General features: G+C 68.3%; 16 protein-coding genes. 5 read left to right on the top strand and 11 right to left on the bottom strand.

What is annotated here, in order from left to right:
• From HY726_13775 to HY726_13755, 5 genes are all read left to right on the top strand, one after another.
• Positions 1-448: amidase (locus HY726_13775; GenBank protein ID MBI4610066.1), on the top strand; the 448-nt coding region annotated here is incomplete at its 5' end.
• 8 nt (positions 449-456) lie between these two features.
• The gene (locus tag HY726_13770) at positions 457-621 is read left to right on the top strand and encodes a hypothetical protein (protein MBI4610065.1); all 165 of its coding nucleotides are present in this window, start codon (positions 457-459) and stop codon (positions 619-621) included.
• A 65-nt stretch (positions 622-686) separates the two neighbouring features.
• Positions 687-2,123 carry an NAD-dependent succinate-semialdehyde dehydrogenase gene (locus HY726_13765; protein ID MBI4610064.1) on the top strand — a complete coding sequence of 479 codons (1,437 nt, stop codon included), beginning with the start codon at positions 687-689 and terminating at the stop codon, positions 2,121-2,123.
• Between the two features lie 65 nt (positions 2,124-2,188).
• A complete protein-coding gene (locus HY726_13760) occupies positions 2,189-2,353 on the top strand; it encodes a zinc ribbon domain-containing protein (GenBank protein MBI4610063.1) in 165 nt (54 codons plus the stop codon).
• A gap of 21 nt (positions 2,354-2,374) precedes the next feature.
• On the top strand, positions 2,375-2,899 hold the full coding sequence (locus HY726_13755) for a type 1 glutamine amidotransferase (GenBank protein ID MBI4610062.1): 525 nt from the start codon (positions 2,375-2,377) through the stop codon (positions 2,897-2,899).
• Positions 2,900-3,019: 120 nt separating this feature from the next.
• Here the strand turns inward: HY726_13755 and HY726_13750 are convergent, their stop codons facing one another.
• The 11 genes from HY726_13750 to HY726_13700 form a co-directional block, all read right to left on the bottom strand.
• A complete protein-coding gene (locus HY726_13750) occupies positions 3,020-3,961 on the bottom strand; it encodes a D-2-hydroxyacid dehydrogenase (protein MBI4610061.1) in 942 nt (313 codons plus the stop codon).
• Positions 3,958-4,929: an NAD-dependent epimerase/dehydratase family protein gene (locus tag HY726_13745; GenBank protein ID MBI4610060.1), complete on the bottom strand. Its 972-nt coding sequence runs from the start codon at positions 4,927-4,929 to the stop codon at positions 3,958-3,960. Before HY726_13745 ends, HY726_13750 begins: the two co-directional genes overlap by 4 nt.
• A gap of 29 nt (positions 4,930-4,958) precedes the next feature.
• Positions 4,959-5,204 carry an Lrp/AsnC ligand binding domain-containing protein gene (locus HY726_13740; protein ID MBI4610059.1) on the bottom strand — a complete coding sequence of 82 codons (246 nt, stop codon included), beginning with the start codon at positions 5,202-5,204 and terminating at the stop codon, positions 4,959-4,961.
• Between the two features lie 121 nt (positions 5,205-5,325).
• A complete protein-coding gene (locus HY726_13735) occupies positions 5,326-5,676 on the bottom strand; it encodes a creatininase family protein (GenBank protein MBI4610058.1) in 351 nt (116 codons plus the stop codon).
• The gene (locus tag HY726_13730; GenBank protein MBI4610057.1) at positions 5,673-7,046 is read right to left on the bottom strand and encodes a 1-acyl-sn-glycerol-3-phosphate acyltransferase; all 1,374 of its coding nucleotides are present in this window, start codon (positions 7,044-7,046) and stop codon (positions 5,673-5,675) included. The genes HY726_13735 and HY726_13730 overlap by 4 nt, the downstream gene beginning before the upstream one ends.
• A 9-nt stretch (positions 7,047-7,055) precedes the next feature.
• Positions 7,056-7,451 carry a carboxypeptidase regulatory-like domain-containing protein gene (locus HY726_13725; protein MBI4610056.1) on the bottom strand — a complete coding sequence of 132 codons (396 nt, stop codon included), beginning with the start codon at positions 7,449-7,451 and terminating at the stop codon, positions 7,056-7,058.
• Between the two features lie 59 nt (positions 7,452-7,510).
• Positions 7,511-11,920 (bottom strand): DEAD/DEAH box helicase, encoded by a 4,410-nt coding sequence (locus tag HY726_13720; GenBank protein MBI4610055.1) that lies wholly within the window; start codon positions 11,918-11,920, stop codon positions 7,511-7,513.
• A gap of 21 nt (positions 11,921-11,941) precedes the next feature.
• The gene (locus HY726_13715) at positions 11,942-14,869 is read right to left on the bottom strand and encodes a DEAD/DEAH box helicase family protein (protein MBI4610054.1); all 2,928 of its coding nucleotides are present in this window, start codon (positions 14,867-14,869) and stop codon (positions 11,942-11,944) included.
• Positions 14,870-14,884: 15 nt separating this feature from the next.
• Complete coding sequence (locus HY726_13710) at positions 14,885-15,112, bottom strand: DUF2283 domain-containing protein (GenBank protein MBI4610053.1); 228 nt, start codon at positions 15,110-15,112, stop codon at positions 14,885-14,887.
• Positions 15,109-15,381, bottom strand: coding sequence for a DUF4258 domain-containing protein (locus tag HY726_13705; protein ID MBI4610052.1), 273 nt, complete (start codon positions 15,379-15,381; stop codon positions 15,109-15,111). Before HY726_13705 ends, HY726_13710 begins: the two co-directional genes overlap by 4 nt.
• Positions 15,378-17,561, bottom strand: a 2,184-nt coding sequence (locus HY726_13700) for a site-specific DNA-methyltransferase (GenBank protein MBI4610051.1), incomplete at its 5' end; no start/stop codon positions are given. The genes HY726_13705 and HY726_13700, both read right to left, overlap by 4 nt.

Raw genomic sequence — 17,561 nt, 5'->3', positions numbered from 1 at the left:
GAAGGGCAGCGACCGGCTGAGCGCCGAGCTGCGCAAGCTCATCGAGCGCGGTCGCGGCCACGCGGCGGTTGACTATGCGGCCGCGATCGCCGGCATTCCGGCGCTCAACGACGCGCTCGATCCGGTGTTCGACGAGTTCGACGCGATCGTCACGCCGGCGGCGCCGGGGGAGGCGCCACGCGGCCTGGGGAGCACCGGAGATCCGATCTTCTGCACGCTGTGGACCTACCTCGGCACGCCGGCGGTGACGCTGCCGCTGCTCTGGTCGGCCGCGGGGATGCCGCTCGGCGTGCAGCTCGTCGGGCGTCGTGACAACGATGCGCGCCTGCTGCGTACGGCGCGGTGGCTCTGTGAGCGGCTCGGCGGCGCGCGCCGGCGCCACGGCCCGAAGGGGACCGCCGGCGAACGACCCGCTTCGCCCCGCGGCAGGACGCGGAGATCGTCGTGATGACCCTGGTGACCGGTATCGTCGGCGTCGCCATGCTCGTGGTCTTCCTGGGCTTTCTCGTATGGTGGATCAAGGAGCTGCCCCTCACCATCATCGTCGTCGCCGTCATTCTCATGGCCGTCTACGACTTCGTGCAGACGCTGCGCTACGGTAACAGTGGTGGTGGGCGCTGACCCGCTCACCGGGCTTCCGAAGCTGGCGTGTGGAGGGTAGGATCATGGCACAGGACATCTCGAGGATGTACGTCAACGGCCGGTGGGTCGAGGCCGAGGGCGCGGCGACCTTCGACGTGGTGAACCCGGCGAGCCGCGAGGTGGTGGCGAAGGTCGCCAACGGCGGGCTCGAGGATACCCGCAGGGCGATCACCGCAGCCGACGCGGCCTTCAAGGCGTGGGCCGCCCAGGCGCCCAAGGAGCGCGGCAGGGTCCTCCTCCGGATCCAGGCCGGGATCGAGCGGGAGCTAGACGCGATCGCAAAGCTGATCGTCCAGGAGAACGGCAAGCCGTTCGAGGAGGCGAAGAAGGAGGTGGCTTTTGCCCTCGGCTACTTCGGCTGGTTCGCCGAAGAGGCGCGGCGCGTGGGCGGCGAGTGGGTCCCGTCCCCGGTGCCCGGCAAGCGGCTCTGGGTCTTCCGCCAGCCGATCGGCCCGGTCGCGGCGATCACGCCCTGGAACTTCCCTGCCACCATGGTCACGCGGAAGATCGCCCCCGCGCTCGCGGCGGGCTGCACCGTGGTCCTGAAGCCGGCCTCAGCCACCCCGCTGACGGCGCTGGCCCTGGCCCAGATCTGCCACGAGGCTGGCCTTCCTCCCGGGGTCTTCAACGTGCTGACGACGAACCGCTCCTCATCCGTGGCTGCCGAGATTCTCAACCACCCCGAGATCCGCAAGGTCGCCTTCACCGGGTCCACCGAGGTCGGGAAGTGGATCATGGAACGGGCGGCCAAACAGGTGAAGCGGCTCTCCTTCGAGCTGGGCGGCAACGCGCCGTTCATCGTGTTCGAGGACGCCGACCTGGACGCCGCCGTCGAAGGAGCCGTCGCGATCAAGTTCCTCCGCGTGGGCGGGCAGTCGTGCATCTGCGCGAACCGCATCTACGTGCAGGAGTCCATCGCGGGACGATTCATTCCGGCGTTCGTGGACCGGGTGAAGGCCCTTCACGTGGGGCCCGGCTTCGAGCCGGGCGCCCAGGTGGGGCCGCTCATCAACGAGGAGACCCGGAAAAAGGTCCACGCGCTGGTCGAGGACGCCGTCGAGCGCGGCGCCCGGGTCGCGGTCGGCGGCCATGCGGTGAAGGACGGCCCGCTCGCCAGCGGGTTCTTCTACGCGCCGACCGTCCTGCTCGACGTGACCGACGAGATGCCGGTCTGCGTGGAGGAGATCTTCGGCCCCGTGGCCCCGGTGGCCACGTTCAGGAGCGAGGAGGAGGTCATCCGCCGCGCCAACAACACGACCTTCGGCCTGGCCAGCTACTTCTACACCCGGGACCTCGGGCGAATCGTCCGGGTGGCCGAGCAGCTCGAGTACGGGCTCGTCGGCGCGAACGACTCCGCGGGCTACACCCACGAGATCCCGTTCGGCGGCTTCAAGGAATCGGGGCTCGGTCGAGAGGGTGGGCACGAGGGCATCCAGGAGTACACCGAGGTCAAGTCGGTGGTGGTCTCTCTCCCGGCTTGACGAGCCGCGGGGCGCGTGCTACATAGAGACTGTCAAACCTGGGAGCCTGTTGAGGGGGGAGCAGTATGCCTCAGTACGATTTCTTCTGCGAGAAGTGCAGCAAGGAGGTCTCGCTGACACTGACGTTCAGTGAGCGGGAGAAGGGCGACTTCCAGTGCCCGCAGTGCGGTGGCAAGAACCTCCAGCCCTTGATGGCCACGTTCTTTTCCAAGACGTCCCGGAAGAGCTAGTCAGCCGGGGGGAGGGTGTGGATGAGCTTGAAAGGCAAGCGGGTCGCGATCCTCGCGGAAAACCTGTACCAGGAGATGGAGCTCTGGGTCCCCTACTACCGGCTGAAGGAGGAGGGGGCCGAGGTCAAACTGGTAGGCACAGGCGGCGCGAAGTCGTACGCCTCCAAGCACGGGTATCCGGTCTCGGTTGATGGCCAGGCCGAGGCCGTGACCGCGGTCGAGTTCGACGCCGTGATCATTCCCGGCGGCTATGCGCCCGACCTGATGCGGCGGTCGGAGGCGATGGTGAAGCTGGTCCGGGAGGCCTTCCAGCACGGCAAGCTGGTCGCGGCCATCTGCCACGCGGGCTGGATGCTGGCCTCCGCGGGGATCGTCAAGGGCAAGCGCGCGACCAGCTTCTTCTCGATCAAGGACGACATGGTGAACGCGGGCGCGACCTGGGTCGACGCCGAGGTCGTGGTGGACGGGAACCTGATCACCTCCCGCAAGCCCGACGACCTCCCCGCCTTCTGCCGCGAGATCGTGAGGGCTCTCGCCAAGACCTGATCCGGCCGCCGCCGGTCCGATCCGTGCCCTCGCCGGACCCTTCGGGTCCGGCGATTTTTTTTCCGGGAACCGAGCGGTAGGTCCCCCTCTCCCCTCGGCGGAGAGGGGAGGGTGCGGGGATCAGTAGCCGCGAGAGCGGTCAACCACGTAGCGGGGCCTCTTTCCCGCGAGGTACCGGCGCAGGTTCTCGTTGAAGATCGGCGCGATCTCCTCGGGGACACTGGGCCCGGCGATGTGCGGGGTGACCACGACGTTTTCCCGGCCCCAGAACGGGTGGTCGGCGGGAAGAGGCTCGGTGTCGAAGACGTCGAGGATCGCCCCCGCGATCCACCCTTCCTCGAGGGCCCGGAGGAGCGCGCGCTCCTGGACGACGGGTCCCCGGCCGAGGTTCAGGAGCCAGGCGCTGGGCTTCATCGCTCGCAGCTCCCGCTCCCCGATGAGTCCCCGGGTGTCGGCCGTCAGCGGGAGCGTGACGACCGTGAAGTCGCAGCCCGCCACCGCCCGCGTGAGGCCCGACGGCCGATAGACGGCGTCCGCGCCTCGCGGCTTTCGTCCGCTCCGGCTCACCCCGACCACGCGCATTCCGAAGGCGTGCGCCAGGCGCCCGATCTCGCGCCCGATGTCACCGAGGCCGACGACCGCCAGGGTCTGGCCCCTGAGCCGGTCGGGACGCGCCGCGGCCCAGCGGTGGTGTCGCTGGGCCTCCCGGAATTGCTCCATGCGCTGAGTGACCCACGCACACCAGGCCAGGGTGTACTCCGCCATCCACGGCCCGAAGACCCCGGCCGCCCGCGTGATCACGGCGGAGCGCGGCAGCTCCGGGACCAGGAACCTCTCCGCACCGGCGCCCATGACCTGGATCCAGCGGAGCCGCCCGGCCCTGGCCAGGAGCTCGGCCGGGAAGTTCCAGGCGTAGAGGATCTCGGCCTCCTCGATGACGAACGACGCCTCCTCCGGCGTGGCGCAGGAATGGAGCAGGATGGCGCCCCGCGGGGCTTTTACCAGGCGGGCGTAGGCGTCAGCTTCCTCGGGGTGGTAGAGGAGGACGGAGCGGGCTCTCACGGCCCGAGGCGCGCGCGCAGGCGGTCCTCCAGGCTGAAGTCCACCGGCCGCCGCTCGAGCCCTTCCTTCAAGTACCACTCGAAGGTCTGGCGGAGACCTGACGCCAGCGTGTAGCGCGGGCGGAGGCCCAGCTCACGCCGGAGCTTCCAGGTCGTGTAGACCGCGTGGCAGTCGTAGACGAGATTCTGGCCGAACACCGGCCCCTTGAAGTCCAACTCTTTGAAGAGCGCGGGATCGAAGGGGGTCAGCTCCAGCGGGCGTTCCAGGACCTCGGCGATCACCTCCACGAAGCCGAGCTGGGTCACGATCTCCTCGCCGGTGACGTTGTAGGCCTGGCCGAAGCTCTTCGGGTTTCCCAGCATGGCGGCGATGGCGTCGGCGAGGTCCTCGACATGGCCGAACTGGCGGAGCCACCCACCGTGGCCCGGCACCAGGATGGGCCGTCCGCGGAGGATCCGGTCGAAGAAAAAGGTCTCGTTGTAGCGGGTGTTGAGCGGGCCCAGGACGTGAGTCGGGCGGACGATGGTGACGGGCAGGCCTGTGGCGCGGTGGCGCTCCAGGAGCGCGTCCTCGCCCGCCGTCTTGTGGCGCGCGTAGTCGCCCCAGTACTCGCCCCTGGGCGTGTCCTCGTCGTAGGGAATCGGGAGCGCGTGGTCGTAGACGCGTCCCGAGGACATGAAGATGACGTGGGGCTGGTTCTGGGCTACGGCGTCGGCGAGCGCCGCCACATCCTCTCCCGTGGTCGGCGCATAGGTCACGTCGCAGACGGCGTCGAAGGCACGGCCCGCGAGCGCGGTGGCCAGGCCGGCGTGACCCTTCCGGTCGCCGGCGATGAGCTCCACACCGGCCGGGAGCCGGTGGCTCTGGCGCCCGCGGTTGAATACGGTCACCGCGTGCCCGTCGCGGACCAGCGCACGGACCAGGTGCAGGCTGACGAACTCGGTGCCCCCCATCACGAGGACGCGCATCGTGTTGGCCGTTTCTTAACGGTTGCGCGTCAGCCGATCGCCACAGCCACGCACGTGGTGGTCCGGGTGACGCCGTCGATGGTTCCGATCGCCTCGGTCACGAGCTGGCCGATGGCGTCCAGGTTCGGTCCCTCGACGACCGCGATGAAGTCGTACGGTCCGGTCACCGCGTCCAGCGAGTGCACCGTGCAGCGTCCGGCCTTGATCCTGGAGAGGGACTTCTTGACTGCCTTGGTCTTCCCCGCGGTGGCCTCGATCAGGACGTAGGCTTTCATGGGTCTGTTCCTCCTAATGGGGCTTGGGGACGAAGTCGCGGCTTCGCTCGAAGAGCGAAGCCCGGGCCATGGTCTGCAGGCGGGAGGAAAACTTTCGTGTTCCTCAGGTCGGCGTCCCAGCTCATCGCAGGAGCCAAAGCGCCACCACCGCGGCGGCGCCCAGCAGGAGACTCAGGAGGAGCGGGAAGTTCGTGCGGAAGACGGGAAAGCGATAGACCGTGCCCACGTGGTCGAAGGTGAAGCTCCCGAGGTGGAGGAGCGGTGCCAGGACCACGCACCAACCCGCGCGCTCGATGACGATCCGTGCGGCGAGCGCCCGCGCGAAGTGCTCGGCCGTGAACGCGTCGACGCCCAGTGGGAGGTGCGGGCCGTGCTCCTCCAGCGGGCTCACGGGGAGGATCACGATGGTCTGCTCGCGGGGGAGCCGGTCGAGGGCGCGCGTGGAGAGCTCCTCGAGCCTGTAGAGGCTCAAAACGTGCTCCCTCGGGTGGCGGCGAGATAGTCGCGCTTCGCCCGGTCCAGCTCGTTCAGGATCTCCTGGCGCTCGGCCAGAAGGCGCGCGGCGGCGTGGTTTCGCGTCATCGCGAGCCGCGCGAAGCGGAGCTGGTGGCTGAGTCGGGCCAGCCCCCCCAGGTAGCGGTACGCCAGGAGCCCGCTCAGGGGAAGCGAGGCCAGGAAGAGCGCCGCGACCCTGACGTCGGCCAGGCGCGCGACGGCCCAGGTCTCGAGCCCCCAGAAGAGCGGGAAGAGGACGATGCTCGACAGCAGGCGCGCGGTGGCGTAATCGGTCTCTCTGTGGGTCAGCCGGCGAGCGATGATGCGCGGGACGTAGTAAGGCAGCGCGTTGACCAGGGCTCCGTAGAGGAAGATCGGGAGGCCCAGGAGACCCAGCCCGGATCGGCGGAGGCGTGCGGGCACCGGGCGCACGTGGAGCTGGCCCTGGACCGTCCGGTCCTTGATCCGGAATTCGGCGAGGAGCGCCGTGTAGGCCTGGATCCGCTGCCAGATCCGCTCCACCCGCTCGGGGTCGTGGGTCTTGAAGTGGTGGACCGCGGCCACGATGGCCCGGGAGAGGCGGAACACATCGATCTGCTTGGGCGAGAGCCCGCGCTCGACCTGGAGCTCCCGAACCAGATCGCCCCGGTAGAGGGCTTCGACCTCGCGGACGACCTCCGCCAGATCGATGCGCTCGACGTGGATCACCTGGGCTTCCATCATCCACTGGATGTGCGTCGTCAGCGCATCCACCGCCTTCCAGGAGTCGTCCCGGTAGTGCTCCAGGTACGGCGCCAGGGGGATCGGCTCGCCGAAGGCGACCAGGACGCGGCTCCTGAACGACTTCCGGGCCTCGAAGGTGAGCCCCACCGGGATGACGGCAAGCCCCAGCTTCCCCTCGTGCCGGGCCTCGGCCTCGAGCGCGATCCGCGCCGCCCCGGTCTTGATGCGCTGGACACGCGGCTCGGCGTGGGTCGTCCCCTCGGGATAAATGGCGATCAGGTCCCCCCGCGCGAGCGCGGCGAAGCACGCCTCGAACGTGGCCACGTTCCGGTCCATCTTGTCCGGGTCGTCCTGGCGCCGGTGGACGGGGATCACGCCGACGGCGGCCAGGAAGCGGGCCATCAGCGGGTTCCTGAAGAGCGCGGCGGTGGCGAGGTAGTGGACCTTGCGCGGCAGCACGAGACCGACCAGCAGCGAGTCGATCAGGTTGTTGGGGTGGTTGATGCAGAGGAGGACCGATCCCTGCCGGGGGACGCGCTCGGCATTGCGGACCTCCACGGCCTTGAAGAAGAACCAGATCCAGAAGCGGGCGAAGACTCGGACGGACGCGTAGAGCAGATCCATCGCGGCGCCCTACTGAGCCAGGAAGCGCTTCAGGGTCGCAGCAAACCAGCCCCGGCGCTCCACGGGTTTCCTCCCCAGAAAGTCCAGGCGCGTGCCGCGCTCGGCGGTGTGGTTGGCGGGGTCGAAGCGCGCGATGATCGTCTCGGTGAGCGAGCCGGCTTTGACGGTGAGGCGCTCGCCGACGCTCTCGTCGCCGAGGCGGGCCACGATGATGTAGAACCCCTGGCTGTCCGTTTCGGCCAGGTAGGAGAACCCGGTCTTGTCTCGGGTCAACTCGACGGAGACTCCCTGAAGCGGAGCGCCCTTCGCATCCTTCACGTAGCCCAGGACCACATACCGGTAGAAGGCTTCGTGCTCGCCCGCGGCGGGCGACGCGAGCACCAGCGCAACGAGGTAAAACCCCAAACGCCGCGCCCACTTGCCCGCCACGCGGCCAGTGTAGGGGCGCAGGTCGGGGATGTCAATCAGCGCCGCGGCCTCGGTCCCGGGTAGCCGTCCCAGATCAGGCGCGGGCCGTCCGGGTAAAATCCAGCTGCGAGCAGCGCGGCTCCTGCCTCACTCTCGCGGATCGGCCTCCCGTCCCAGCTCTCGACCTCGATGCGCCTGACGGGACGCTGCGCCGGTGGGCGCGCCAGCACGTCCTGGAGTGCGCGGGCCGCCGGCGCGAGGTCGTCGGCGGTGAAGCCGGCGAGCGGGATCAACTCCCTGCCGTACCCCGCGGCGAGGAGCACCGGCGCGCCCCCGCGCAGCAGGATCGCGTGCTGCGGAATCCGGCTTACCGACAGCCGGGAACCGTTCTGGCGGCAGAGCGGGAGAACCGAGCCCCAGAGGTTCGCGGGATCGCAGAGGTTCGCGAGGACCAGCGGCTCGGTGCGGCGCGTGCCGGTTTTCAGTGCCGCGACCGCCTCCTCGAGCGCGTACTGCTCTCCGGAAAGCCCCTCGACGAAGTAGCCGCGGAGGACCTCACCTGCGTACTCCATCCGCGTGAGGACGCCGCGGAGCCGGCTCCACTCGATCCCCCGGGCGAGCTCGCGGCTCACGACGCCCCAGCGGCTGAGGAGGAGGCGGGCCCATTCCTCTTCCTGCTGCTCCGGCGCGAGCGCGTCTTCGACCGCGAGGGCGCTCCAGCGGCCGGGAAGCCGGGTACCCGCGCCGAAGGCGTGGGTGCGCCGGGTGAGGCGCTCGCGCACCCGCCGGCGCGCCTCGCGCCTCGAGATCGGCCTCTCACGTGGCGGGAGCCTGAGCCGGTCCGGCGAACGGTCTGCCGGCGGTCGTCGGCGGGATTCGGCCTGACGGACGGTCTGGAAGGTGTCGGTGGTCACCAGCCCGAGCCAGAGGAGCTCCCACAGGGTTGCGAGCAGCTCCGGCGCGCCGAAACCCGTCGTCCGGCAGAGGTCCTGGAGGAACGAGGCCCCGCGCACCTGGAGCTGGCGGAGCACGGCCTTGGCGCGCTCGTCAAGCTCGGGCTGACTCGTGCGCCGCGGAAGGAGCCAGGCCAGGTTCTCTCTGAGCGCCACTCCGAGCCGGCCCGGGTGGCCCGGCTCGAAGGGGAACCACACGACTAGACCTGTCAGTCCGAGCTGGTCGAGCCACGCCGGGTCATACGCCTCGAGGCGAGCCGGCAGAAGCTCCTGCTCCCAGAAGGCCGCCGGGAAGTCCTCACCCTGAAGCGGCTCGATCACTCTCAGCAGTCCCTCGGCCCCGAGGAGGCGGTGGTCGGGGTGGCAGTGCTGCCAGCGGAGGAGGAAGGCCTGAAGCTCCTCGGGCCGCGCGAGCGAGGTCGCCTGGCGGCGGGCTCTGAGCGTGCGGCGCCGCATCTCCTCGAGGACCGAGCGGTGCACGTACTGGAGAGCAGGATCGCCAGGTCTGAAGCGGCCGCTCAGGATCAGGCCGCGCGACTCGAGGTGCTGGAGCGCTGGGCGAAGCTCGGCCTCGGCCGCTCCGTAGCGGTCGGTGAGCGTGGCGAGGGTCATGGGTCCCCGGTACCTCAGGCAGCGGAGGAGGATGCGCTCCAGCGCCTCCGGCTGGAACGCGCGCTCGGCCCGCCGGGCGTAGAGCTCGACATCGTTGGAGTTGATCCACGCGCGGCGTCCGTTCGCGAAGGCGATGCGCGTGATCCTGCGTTCGCCTGTCAGCGCCTCGAGACACCGGTCCGCGTCACCCGCGAGCCGCGCCCGGACCTCGTCGTCGTCGAGATCGCCGAGCTCCTCCAGGAGCACGGCCAGCTCGTTGGCGTCCCGCGGCCGTCGCTCCGGCGTCGTGGCCTGCAGCTCGGCCTCGACCACGTCGATCACCTCGGGGTCCAGCGCTCCGGGCGCGGCCGGCCAGGCCTTGAGCATCGGGACGGCGTCGCTCCGACGCTCCTCGGCGTGGCCGGCATCCAGGTAGGCCCAGTCCCACGCCAGGAGCAGCGGATAGGTGAAGGGCGAAGGGATCACGCCCTCAGCGCTTCTCACGCTCAGCTCGCCCGCACGGAGCCGATGCAGGATCACCTTCAGCCGCGGGAGATCGAGCGCGTCGTGGCAGCACTCCCTGAGTGTTTCGGCCACGAGCGGGAAGTCCGGCTGGCCCCGCACGGCCTCCAGCAGGGCGTCGGCCTTGAGGCGCTGGAGCCAGGCCGGCGTCCGCTTGCCCCGGACCATCCGGGCGATGAAGAGCGCGCGCACGGCGGAGTGGCGGAAACGGGTCGTGAAGAGCGGCGAGCCGATCAGGGCTCTGGCGAGGAGGAGGTCGAGCTGCTCGGGGTCGACGAGGAACGGGATCCTCTCCGGTGGCGGAGGGGTTTGTCCGGGGGCGAACGCAAGCAGGATGCCGTCATCCACGTGGCTCACCTCGGGCAGGAGACCGTAGCGGCGCCTGAGCTCCTCTCTCAGGGCCAGTCCCCAGGCCCCGTTCACCCGCATCCCGAAGACGGAGTGGAGCATAACCTGGCGGCCTCCCAGGTCGTCGGGGAAGGACTCCACGACGAACCGGCTGTCGTCGGGCATGGCCCCCAGGCACTCCTGCCCCTTGGCGAGCCACGCCCTGAGGGCGCTGGCCGCTCGCGGGTCCAGGCTCAACTCGCCCATCGCCCAGGCGTCGAAATCCGAGGATGCGAGGCGCTCGGCTGCATCGCGGCGGAGGCGTCCGACCTGGAGGGCCAGCTCCCAGCTCCGCGACGGGTGCTCGCCCCGCCAGAAGGGGACGGTCGGCGACATTCCGGCGGCGTCCTCGACGATCACGCGGTCGGCCTGCACCTTCACCAGCCGCCAGGCGCGGGAGCCGAGGAGAAAGACGTCACCGGGCAGGCTCTCCATGACGAACTCTTCGTCGAGGGTTCCGACTTTCACGTCCGTCCCGTGAACCACCACGTCGTAGAGCCCGGCATCGGCGATGGTGCCGCCAGAGGTGACGGCGAGGAGCCGGCTTCCCCGGCGCGCGTGGAGCCGGTTGTTCGCCCGGTCCCAGGAGAGCCTCGGCGCGGCGCCCTTGACTTCGGCGGGCAGGGGGTCTGACAGGCCGCGGATCACCGCCTCGAAGTCGGTGACTTCCAGGTCTCGGTAACAGGCGGACCGGCGGACGAGCCGGTACAGCTCGGGCACGGGCCACGGCTCGGCGGCCACGGCGGCCACGACCTGCTGGGCCAGCACGTCGAGGGGCTCGCGGGGGATGCGGAGCTCGTCCAGCTCGCGCTCCCGGATGGCCCTGACGATCGCCGCAGCCTCGACCAGCTCCTCGCCCTTGGTGACCACGATCCGCCCTTTGCTCTCCCGCGTCAGGAGGTGACCGGAGCGGCCGATCCGCTGGAGCGCGGCCGCGATGTTGCGCGGCGACTGGACCTGGACCACGAGGTCGATGGCGCCGATGTCGATCCCGAGCTCGAGCGAGGAGGTGGCGACCAGCGCCCTGAGCTCGCCCCGCTTGAGCCGCTCTTCGGCTTCGAGCCGGGCGCGTCGCGAGAGGCTTCCGTGGTGCGCCGCCACGTGACCCGCCGGCAGTCGCTCGTCGAGGGCGCGCGCGAGGCGCTCGGCCATCCGCCGGCTCGGCGTGAAGACCAGCGTCGTGCGATGCTCGCCGATCCACTGGACCAGGTCCTGGTAGAGGCTCTCCCAGATGGTGTCGCTCTGGGCGGTCAGGAAATCGGAGACCGGCGCGACCACCCCGAGCTGCCACTTCCGCTCGAAGCCCGCGTCCACGACCCGGCATGGCCGGGGGACGAGGCGTTCCCCCTCCCAGGCGTAGCCGGTCAGGAAGCGGGCGGTCGCCTCGAGCGGGCGTACCGTCGCCGAGCAGCCGATCCGCTGGAACGGCGCCGTGGCCAGCTGCTCGAGCCGCTCCAGGGAGAGCGAGAGGTGGACGCCGCGCTTCGACCCGGCAAGGGCGTGGACCTCGTCCACGATCACGAACTGGACGGTGGTGAGCGCCGGGCGGAACCGTTCGGCGGTCAGGAGGATGTAGAGCGATTCCGGCGTCGTGATCAGGATGTGGGGGGGCCGCCGCGTCATGGCCTGCCGCGCGGGGGCCAGCGTGTCCCCGGTTCTCACCGCGACGCGAAGCTCGGGAAGCGAAAGCCCCCGGGCCTGAGCCCGCTCCCGGATCCCCTGGAGCGGGAAGCGGAGGTTCTTCTCGATGTCGTTGTTCAGCGCCTTGAGGGGGGAGACGTACACGACGTACACGCGATCCTCGAGCCGCCCGTCGAGCCCGAGCCGGTAGAGGTGATCGAGCGCCCAGAGAAAGGCCGCCAGCGTCTTCCCCGAGCCGGTGGGCGCGACGATCAGGGTGTGATGCCCCGCGGCGATCGCCGCCCACCCCTCGCTTTGGGGCCGGGTCGGCTCGCCGTAGGTCTCGGCGAACCACTCGGCGACGACAGGAAGAAACCCGGGGATGGCGGTCATGAAGGGAGCGTACCGCCCGCCTCAGCGCCGGGCAAGCTCGTCGGCAGCCAACCGAACTGCCTCTGGGGCGTCGGTCGGGGACTTGATGAGGCGGTAGGTCCAGCGACCATACGATCCCTCGGCGTTGACCGCCGCCACCCACCGGCGGGCTGCGGCCTCCTTGACCGCGGAGAGGGGATCGTAGCCCTTGGTCTCCAGGATCAGGGTTGCCACTTCCGTGCCGTTCGTCTGAAGGCGCGCGAGAAAATCGGGAAGATACTCCCGGGCTTCTCCGTTGTGGGTGTACGGGATCGCGAAGCCGAGGTTGAAGTTCTTGACGAAGGCGACGACGTGAGGGTCGGTGTCCAGGTAGAAGGCAGCGCTCTGCTCCCACCTGTCGGTGTCCATCACGACGTAGTTCAGGTGGGAGCGCTGGGTCTCCCGAACGGGTTTAGACGTCCAGAAATCCACCTCACGTGTGCTTCCCGCCCCTCGGTGCGCCTCGTACCGAGGGACTTCTGGGCTGCCCGCATCGTCCGGAACGATGGCCTCGGCCAACGTGGCGACCGCCCACGAGAAGTAGGGGTCGAGGAAGACGTCCTTGCGGTCAGTCCGGCCAACCGGGCTGACCCTGTCCTTCAAGAACTGGCGCACGATGCTGAGCATCTGGGGGAAGAGGGCGTGAGCGGGGACTTCACACGTGGGGCCCTTGGCGTATCGCTTCGTCAGTGCACTCGCCAGCTCGAACTCCAGCTCCTGGATCCGCTTCGTCCGGCGCCACGCGTCGAGGCTGACGTCATCGGCCCTCCCGGGCCCCATGAGGGACAGCCGACTTCCCAGCTCGGTGGAGAGTCCTATGAGCCTTACCTCGTCTGGAATGTTCAACGGATCGACAGACAGCGTCGGCACCCGCTCCCACTCGACCCGCACTCGGCTCTTAATCCTGAAGGTGTACCCTTCCACCCGGGGGAAGCGGATCTCCAGGTGGTCGCGGTCGGGCGAGACAGCGTAAACGTGATGGACCTTGGGCGGCGGCGCCGGCGCGCCTCCGGGGGTGGCTTTGAGGGGGATCAACTCGAAAGGCACCCCGTAGACCTTGGCGACTTCCTCCACGGTGAGGTCGTGGTACTGGGAGCGTCGCAGCCCACGCCCGACCACCTGTTCGCAGAGGAGCTGAGACTCGAACGGTCTGAGCCCGACAATGTGCGTCACCGTTGTCGCGTCCCAGCCCTCCGTCAGCATGGCGACGGACACGATGCAGCGGACGTCCCGCCCCGGAGGGATTGCTGGATCAATCCGCCGGCCCCCTTCCTCCGCGGCCTTCCGGTTCATCTTCTCGCACAGCTCCAGGTACTCCTCGGGCAGCCTTCCGCCCGGCCAGGCGGTCTTGCCGATGGTATCGAGCACAAAGCGGAGCCGCCGGCTCTCGTCGCTCTTGGCGACCCCCGAGGAGATCTCCTCGACGACCCTGGAGTCCACCCGGACCGTGTACTCCTTGCCGTCCCTGCTGAGGAACTCCTCCAGCGGGCGTGGCGATCCGGCCGCCTCTCCCGTGATCCACTCGTAGACAACCCTGGCCAGCTTGGTATCGCGGCAGACGATGATGAAGACGGGGGGCACCGGCGGCCGCTTGCCCTCAGCCGTCTCCCTCTGCCAGCGGAGGAACTCCTCCCGCCAGAGGCCCGCCAGCTGGGCGATCGGGTGCTGTGCCCACCGCAGGACCGCCTCCGGCTTGACCTGCCCTCTCCGGCCTCCCCTCTCGCCCGCGCTGAGCTTCTCCTCCACGATCCATTTCCAGACGTTGAAGTAGGCCGGGATCTCCCGCCCCGTTGTGTCCTGGACGGGCAGCTGCGGAATCTTTACGAGCCCGCTTTCGATCGCATCTATCAGGCCGAAGTCCGAGACGATCCAGGGGAAGGCCCGGCCCGGGTCGGCTCCGGCCCGGTGGAGGTAGAACGGCGTGGCGGAGAGGTCCACGCAGAGATTGATCCCTCGGACCCGGTGGAACTTGTCGAGCCCCTCGATCCAGACCGTGGCCTCCCTCTCGTCCGCCTCGGCCAGCTCGTCCTCTTCTTCGAGTTCGTCGGTGTCGTCGAGCCGGCGGATCCGGTAGGCGTGGTGGGCCTCGTCGTTGAGGACAAGGATGTGCCCCTTGCCGCCGACCTCTTTCCCGAAGGCGCGCGCCACCAGGGCCGTGTCCGACTCCTCGCCGCGCTTCACGACCCTGGCCCCAACGCCCCCGACCTGGTTCATCTCCTGTGGGGCCAGGACATGCCAGTTCTGGATCAGCACGTGCCCCTTGCGGAGGTCGCTCATCAGGTGGGGCGGGACGATGTCCCGCGTCCGGTAGAGGCTCGCCTCCCCCCGGTGGGGGTCCAGCTCTTGGAGGCGCTCGCGGATCGTGACGTTGGGGCAGAGGACGAGGACCACGTCGGAAAAGCGCCGGTCAGTTCGATTGGCGAGCTTGTTGAGAATGCTCCAGGCGGTGAGCATCCCCATGACGGCGGTTTTCCCGCTGCCCGTCGCCATCTTGCAGGCGTGGCGGACAAACTGGCCGGGCTCGTCGCGGGGGATGGCGATCCCCTGGCGGAAGTCGGCGCGCGCCTCCATGAGGAAGATGATCGTCTCCGCCGCCTCCTGCTGGCAGAAGAAGAGCCGCCGCTCCCGATCCTCCCGGTTCCAGTACCGGAGGAGCTCCAGCGTCGTGGCCGTGGTGCCCGGGAAGCCCGCCTGCCGCCAGGCCCCGAGGCGTTTCCGAATCTCGTTCACCAGGTCGAGGGAGATCCGGGTCCCGATGTCGTCGGCCCGGGTCGCTCCCGTGGAGCGCCCGGGAGGACGGTAGTAGTAGCATGCCTCCCGCCGCTCCGGCACTTTCTCGGGGGGCCGGCCCCGCTCGATCACCCAGTGGTGGGTGGGCTCCGCGTAGGCATCACAGATGATCGGCTGGGGGACCTCGTTGAACTCGCTCATGCGGGAAAAGGGGGGCTAGACAGCTGTCGCGATGATTCCCTTGAGTCTCTCGAGAAGTACCTCCGGCTTATCCGGGGTGATCCCGAGATGGCTGGCTCCGAGCACTTCGATCCCAACAAGTTTCTCCCCCTCCGTGAAATCCAGCGCGATGTCGTCCGTGAGCCGAACGACGCGACATTCGTGCGTTCCTTCCACAAGGTAGATGTACAGGGCATCGGCCTCTGGATCGTACGAGATTCTCATCGGACTTCCCCCTCCTGAAAATAGAAGGTGTAGACTGTTACAACGACGAACCGATCCGGCGTCTCGTCCACGACAGGGGCCACTTGCTGGACCGCGTAGTAGCGCCCGTCCCATTCTCGCCGATACTCCAGAGTCAGTCTATAGAGGAACAGTCCGCGCTGGGCTGGCTCTCGGTACCCACCGCGGATTGCCCTGATGACGTCCTCCTCGGTCGTCCCCCGTCTCTCGATCCTCTCCCGTGCATGACGGGTGAAGTAGATAGGCTTCACCGCTCGGGCTTGGCCTCGTCCAGCGACTTAACGACCATCAGCTCGTTCCCGCGGTCGTCGATGACTTTGACGGCGACCTTCCGATGCTCGCCCGCCGCAAACGGTTCGCTGACCGTCCCGGCGAGATGCTCCCAGACGGAGTCCTCATAGGTTCCCTTGAGGGCGCGCTTCAGGTTCTCCCAGGCGCCTGTCCGCGGAAAGAACGCCTGGCTCACGTGGAAGACCAGGTCGTCGTAATCTGTGTCCAGGAACCAGGCCGGGACGTCGTCGCCCTTGCGGTGCTCGCTCTGCATCGTCACGGCGTCGAACACGTCGAGGCCGAGCAGCTCCACGCGGTAGAGCGGCCCGTTGGCGCCCTTCTGCTTGAGCCGAACGAGGCTCACGTCGGGCGCTCCCGTCACCGCGAAGATCTGACTGGCCCGTGTCGTCTTGAGGAGGTCGCCCATCAGCAGATCCATGCTGGCCTGGACATACGTTGCCGGGAGGCCCACGGCCTGCTCGCAGTTCTGGATCAACTTGCTGGCACCGGGCTGGACGGCGAACCCCACGACGAAGAGGTGGGCGTAGCTCTTGAGGTGGGCCTCCTTGGCCGCGGCGAAGACCATCTGCTCAGTCACCGGCCCATGCTCGGGCCCGAAGACGAAAGCGACGGGCTTCCCCCGCTTCATATCGAGCGACTTCTGTCTAGCGGCCTCGTCGGCCAAGTCCTCCACGGTCGGCTCTACAATGTCTGCCTCTGCATGCAGGTCCAGAGCCTTCGCCGGCCGGCGGATGTTCCTGAGCGTGATGCTCTGGTTGCCGGCGATGCGCAGGGTGGGGGAACGCCTCAAGACCTCGATCATTCGGCCGACGGGATCGGCCTCGTACCCGGCTTCAGCCTCCCGGCTCACCGGCTCCACCTCAATCGCGGTCGGGATGGTGGCCTCGACCACAAACGGGCCCGAGACCCTGACCACGCCCGACTCCACCTCGGGTCGATCCACCAGGACTTCCTCCTGAGGCGGCTCGTTCTGGGCGATCGAGCGGAGCGTGATGTGGGGGACGATCCCACCGACCTCCTCGCCCTTCTGGTTCTGCTTCCGCGTATAGACGAAGCCCCCGGCAGGTCCCTGGGCTTGGTCACGCAGCTCGTAGTACGAGAAGGTCGCGGTCAGGAGCCGCTGGCGGGCGAGCGCCAGCGGCACCCGGCTCGTGTCAATCGTGATCCACCGCCGCCCCCACTGCTCCGCCACGTACGCCGTCGTCCCACTCCCGCACGTCGGATCGAGTAGCAGATCGCCGGGATCGGTGGTCATCAAGACACAACGCTGCATAACCTTTTGGACCGTTTGGACAACATAGAGCTTTTCCTCGAACCATCCTCTTGCTGCGGTGTCCGTCCACACGTTTGAGATCGGCGAGACGGGGAAGTCCTCGAAGTACCTGACGTATCGCAATGTTACGCCCTGGATTATCAGACGATTAGCGTTTCGCAGACGATCAAGGCCGTCTTTGGTTGTCTTCCAATGACCGCCACGCGGGAAGAACTCCTTACCGTTGAAGCGGTAGACAAATGTGCCTGTTGAAGTAATGTCAGCCGAGGTCAGGTTATCGGGAATGAAGAGCCGAGAACCTTCCGGCAGCAAGGTGAGATTGTCGCTTTCTTCCTTTGTTAACCTTCGTCTGGTGCCGTCTGGTAATTCGACCCAGGAGTATTCGCCGGATCCGGTGCCACCTCGTTCCTTGGTCACAAAAAGCTGTCGGTATTTTATGCGCGCGTGGTCCTTGGCGTACCACAGCAGATAATCCGAAACGGCGCCAAGGAGTGAATCTGCTTGTCCGCCGGTCTTCATGAAAGAGATCAGCGCGACGAAATTATCTACCCCAAAGACCTCATCGAGGACTTCTCGAACATGGTGCAGGTTTTCATCGCTGATCTGGACGAAGATGGAGCCGGAGGGCTGGAGCAGCTCGCGGCACAGGAGGAGGCGGTCGCGCAGGTAGGTCAGGTAGGAGTGGAGGCCGAGCTCCCAGGTGTCGCGGTAGGCCTGGACCATCTCGGGCTCGCGGGTGAGGTCCTCGTCGTCCCCGTGCTTCACGTCCCGGCGGCGGATAAAGGGCTGGAAGTTGGAGCCGAACTTGACCCCGTACGGCGGGTCCATGTAAATCGTCTGCACCTGGCCGCCGAGTCCCTCGTACTG

The organism is Candidatus Rokuibacteriota bacterium, assembly GCA_016209385.1.
GTDB lineage: Bacteria > Methylomirabilota > Methylomirabilia > Rokubacteriales > CSP1-6 > JACQWB01.
Note: the sequence above shows the minus strand (reverse complement) of the source record. Positions and strands in the feature narration are given on the sequence as shown.

Coding starts and splice junctions, on each gene's coding strand:
- HY726_13765 (MBI4610064.1), top strand. CDS start 687: ATGTACGTCAACGGCCGGTGGGTCGAGGCCGAGGGCGCGGCGACCTTC.
- HY726_13760 (MBI4610063.1), top strand. CDS start 2,189: ATGCCTCAGTACGATTTCTTCTGCGAGAAGTGCAGCAAGGAGGTCTCG.
- HY726_13755 (MBI4610062.1), top strand. CDS start 2,375: ATGAGCTTGAAAGGCAAGCGGGTCGCGATCCTCGCGGAAAACCTGTAC.
- HY726_13745 (MBI4610060.1), bottom strand. CDS start 4,929: ATGCGCGTCCTCGTGATGGGGGGCACCGAGTTCGTCAGCCTGCACCTG.
- HY726_13740 (MBI4610059.1), bottom strand. CDS start 5,204: ATGAAAGCCTACGTCCTGATCGAGGCCACCGCGGGGAAGACCAAGGCA.
- HY726_13730 (MBI4610057.1), bottom strand. CDS start 7,046: ATGGATCTGCTCTACGCGTCCGTCCGAGTCTTCGCCCGCTTCTGGATC.
- HY726_13720 (MBI4610055.1), bottom strand. CDS start 11,920: ATGACCGCCATCCCCGGGTTTCTTCCTGTCGTCGCCGAGTGGTTCGCC.
- HY726_13715 (MBI4610054.1), bottom strand. CDS start 14,869: ATGAGCGAGTTCAACGAGGTCCCCCAGCCGATCATCTGTGATGCCTAC.
- HY726_13710 (MBI4610053.1), bottom strand. CDS start 15,112: ATGAGAATCTCGTACGATCCAGAGGCCGATGCCCTGTACATCTACCTT.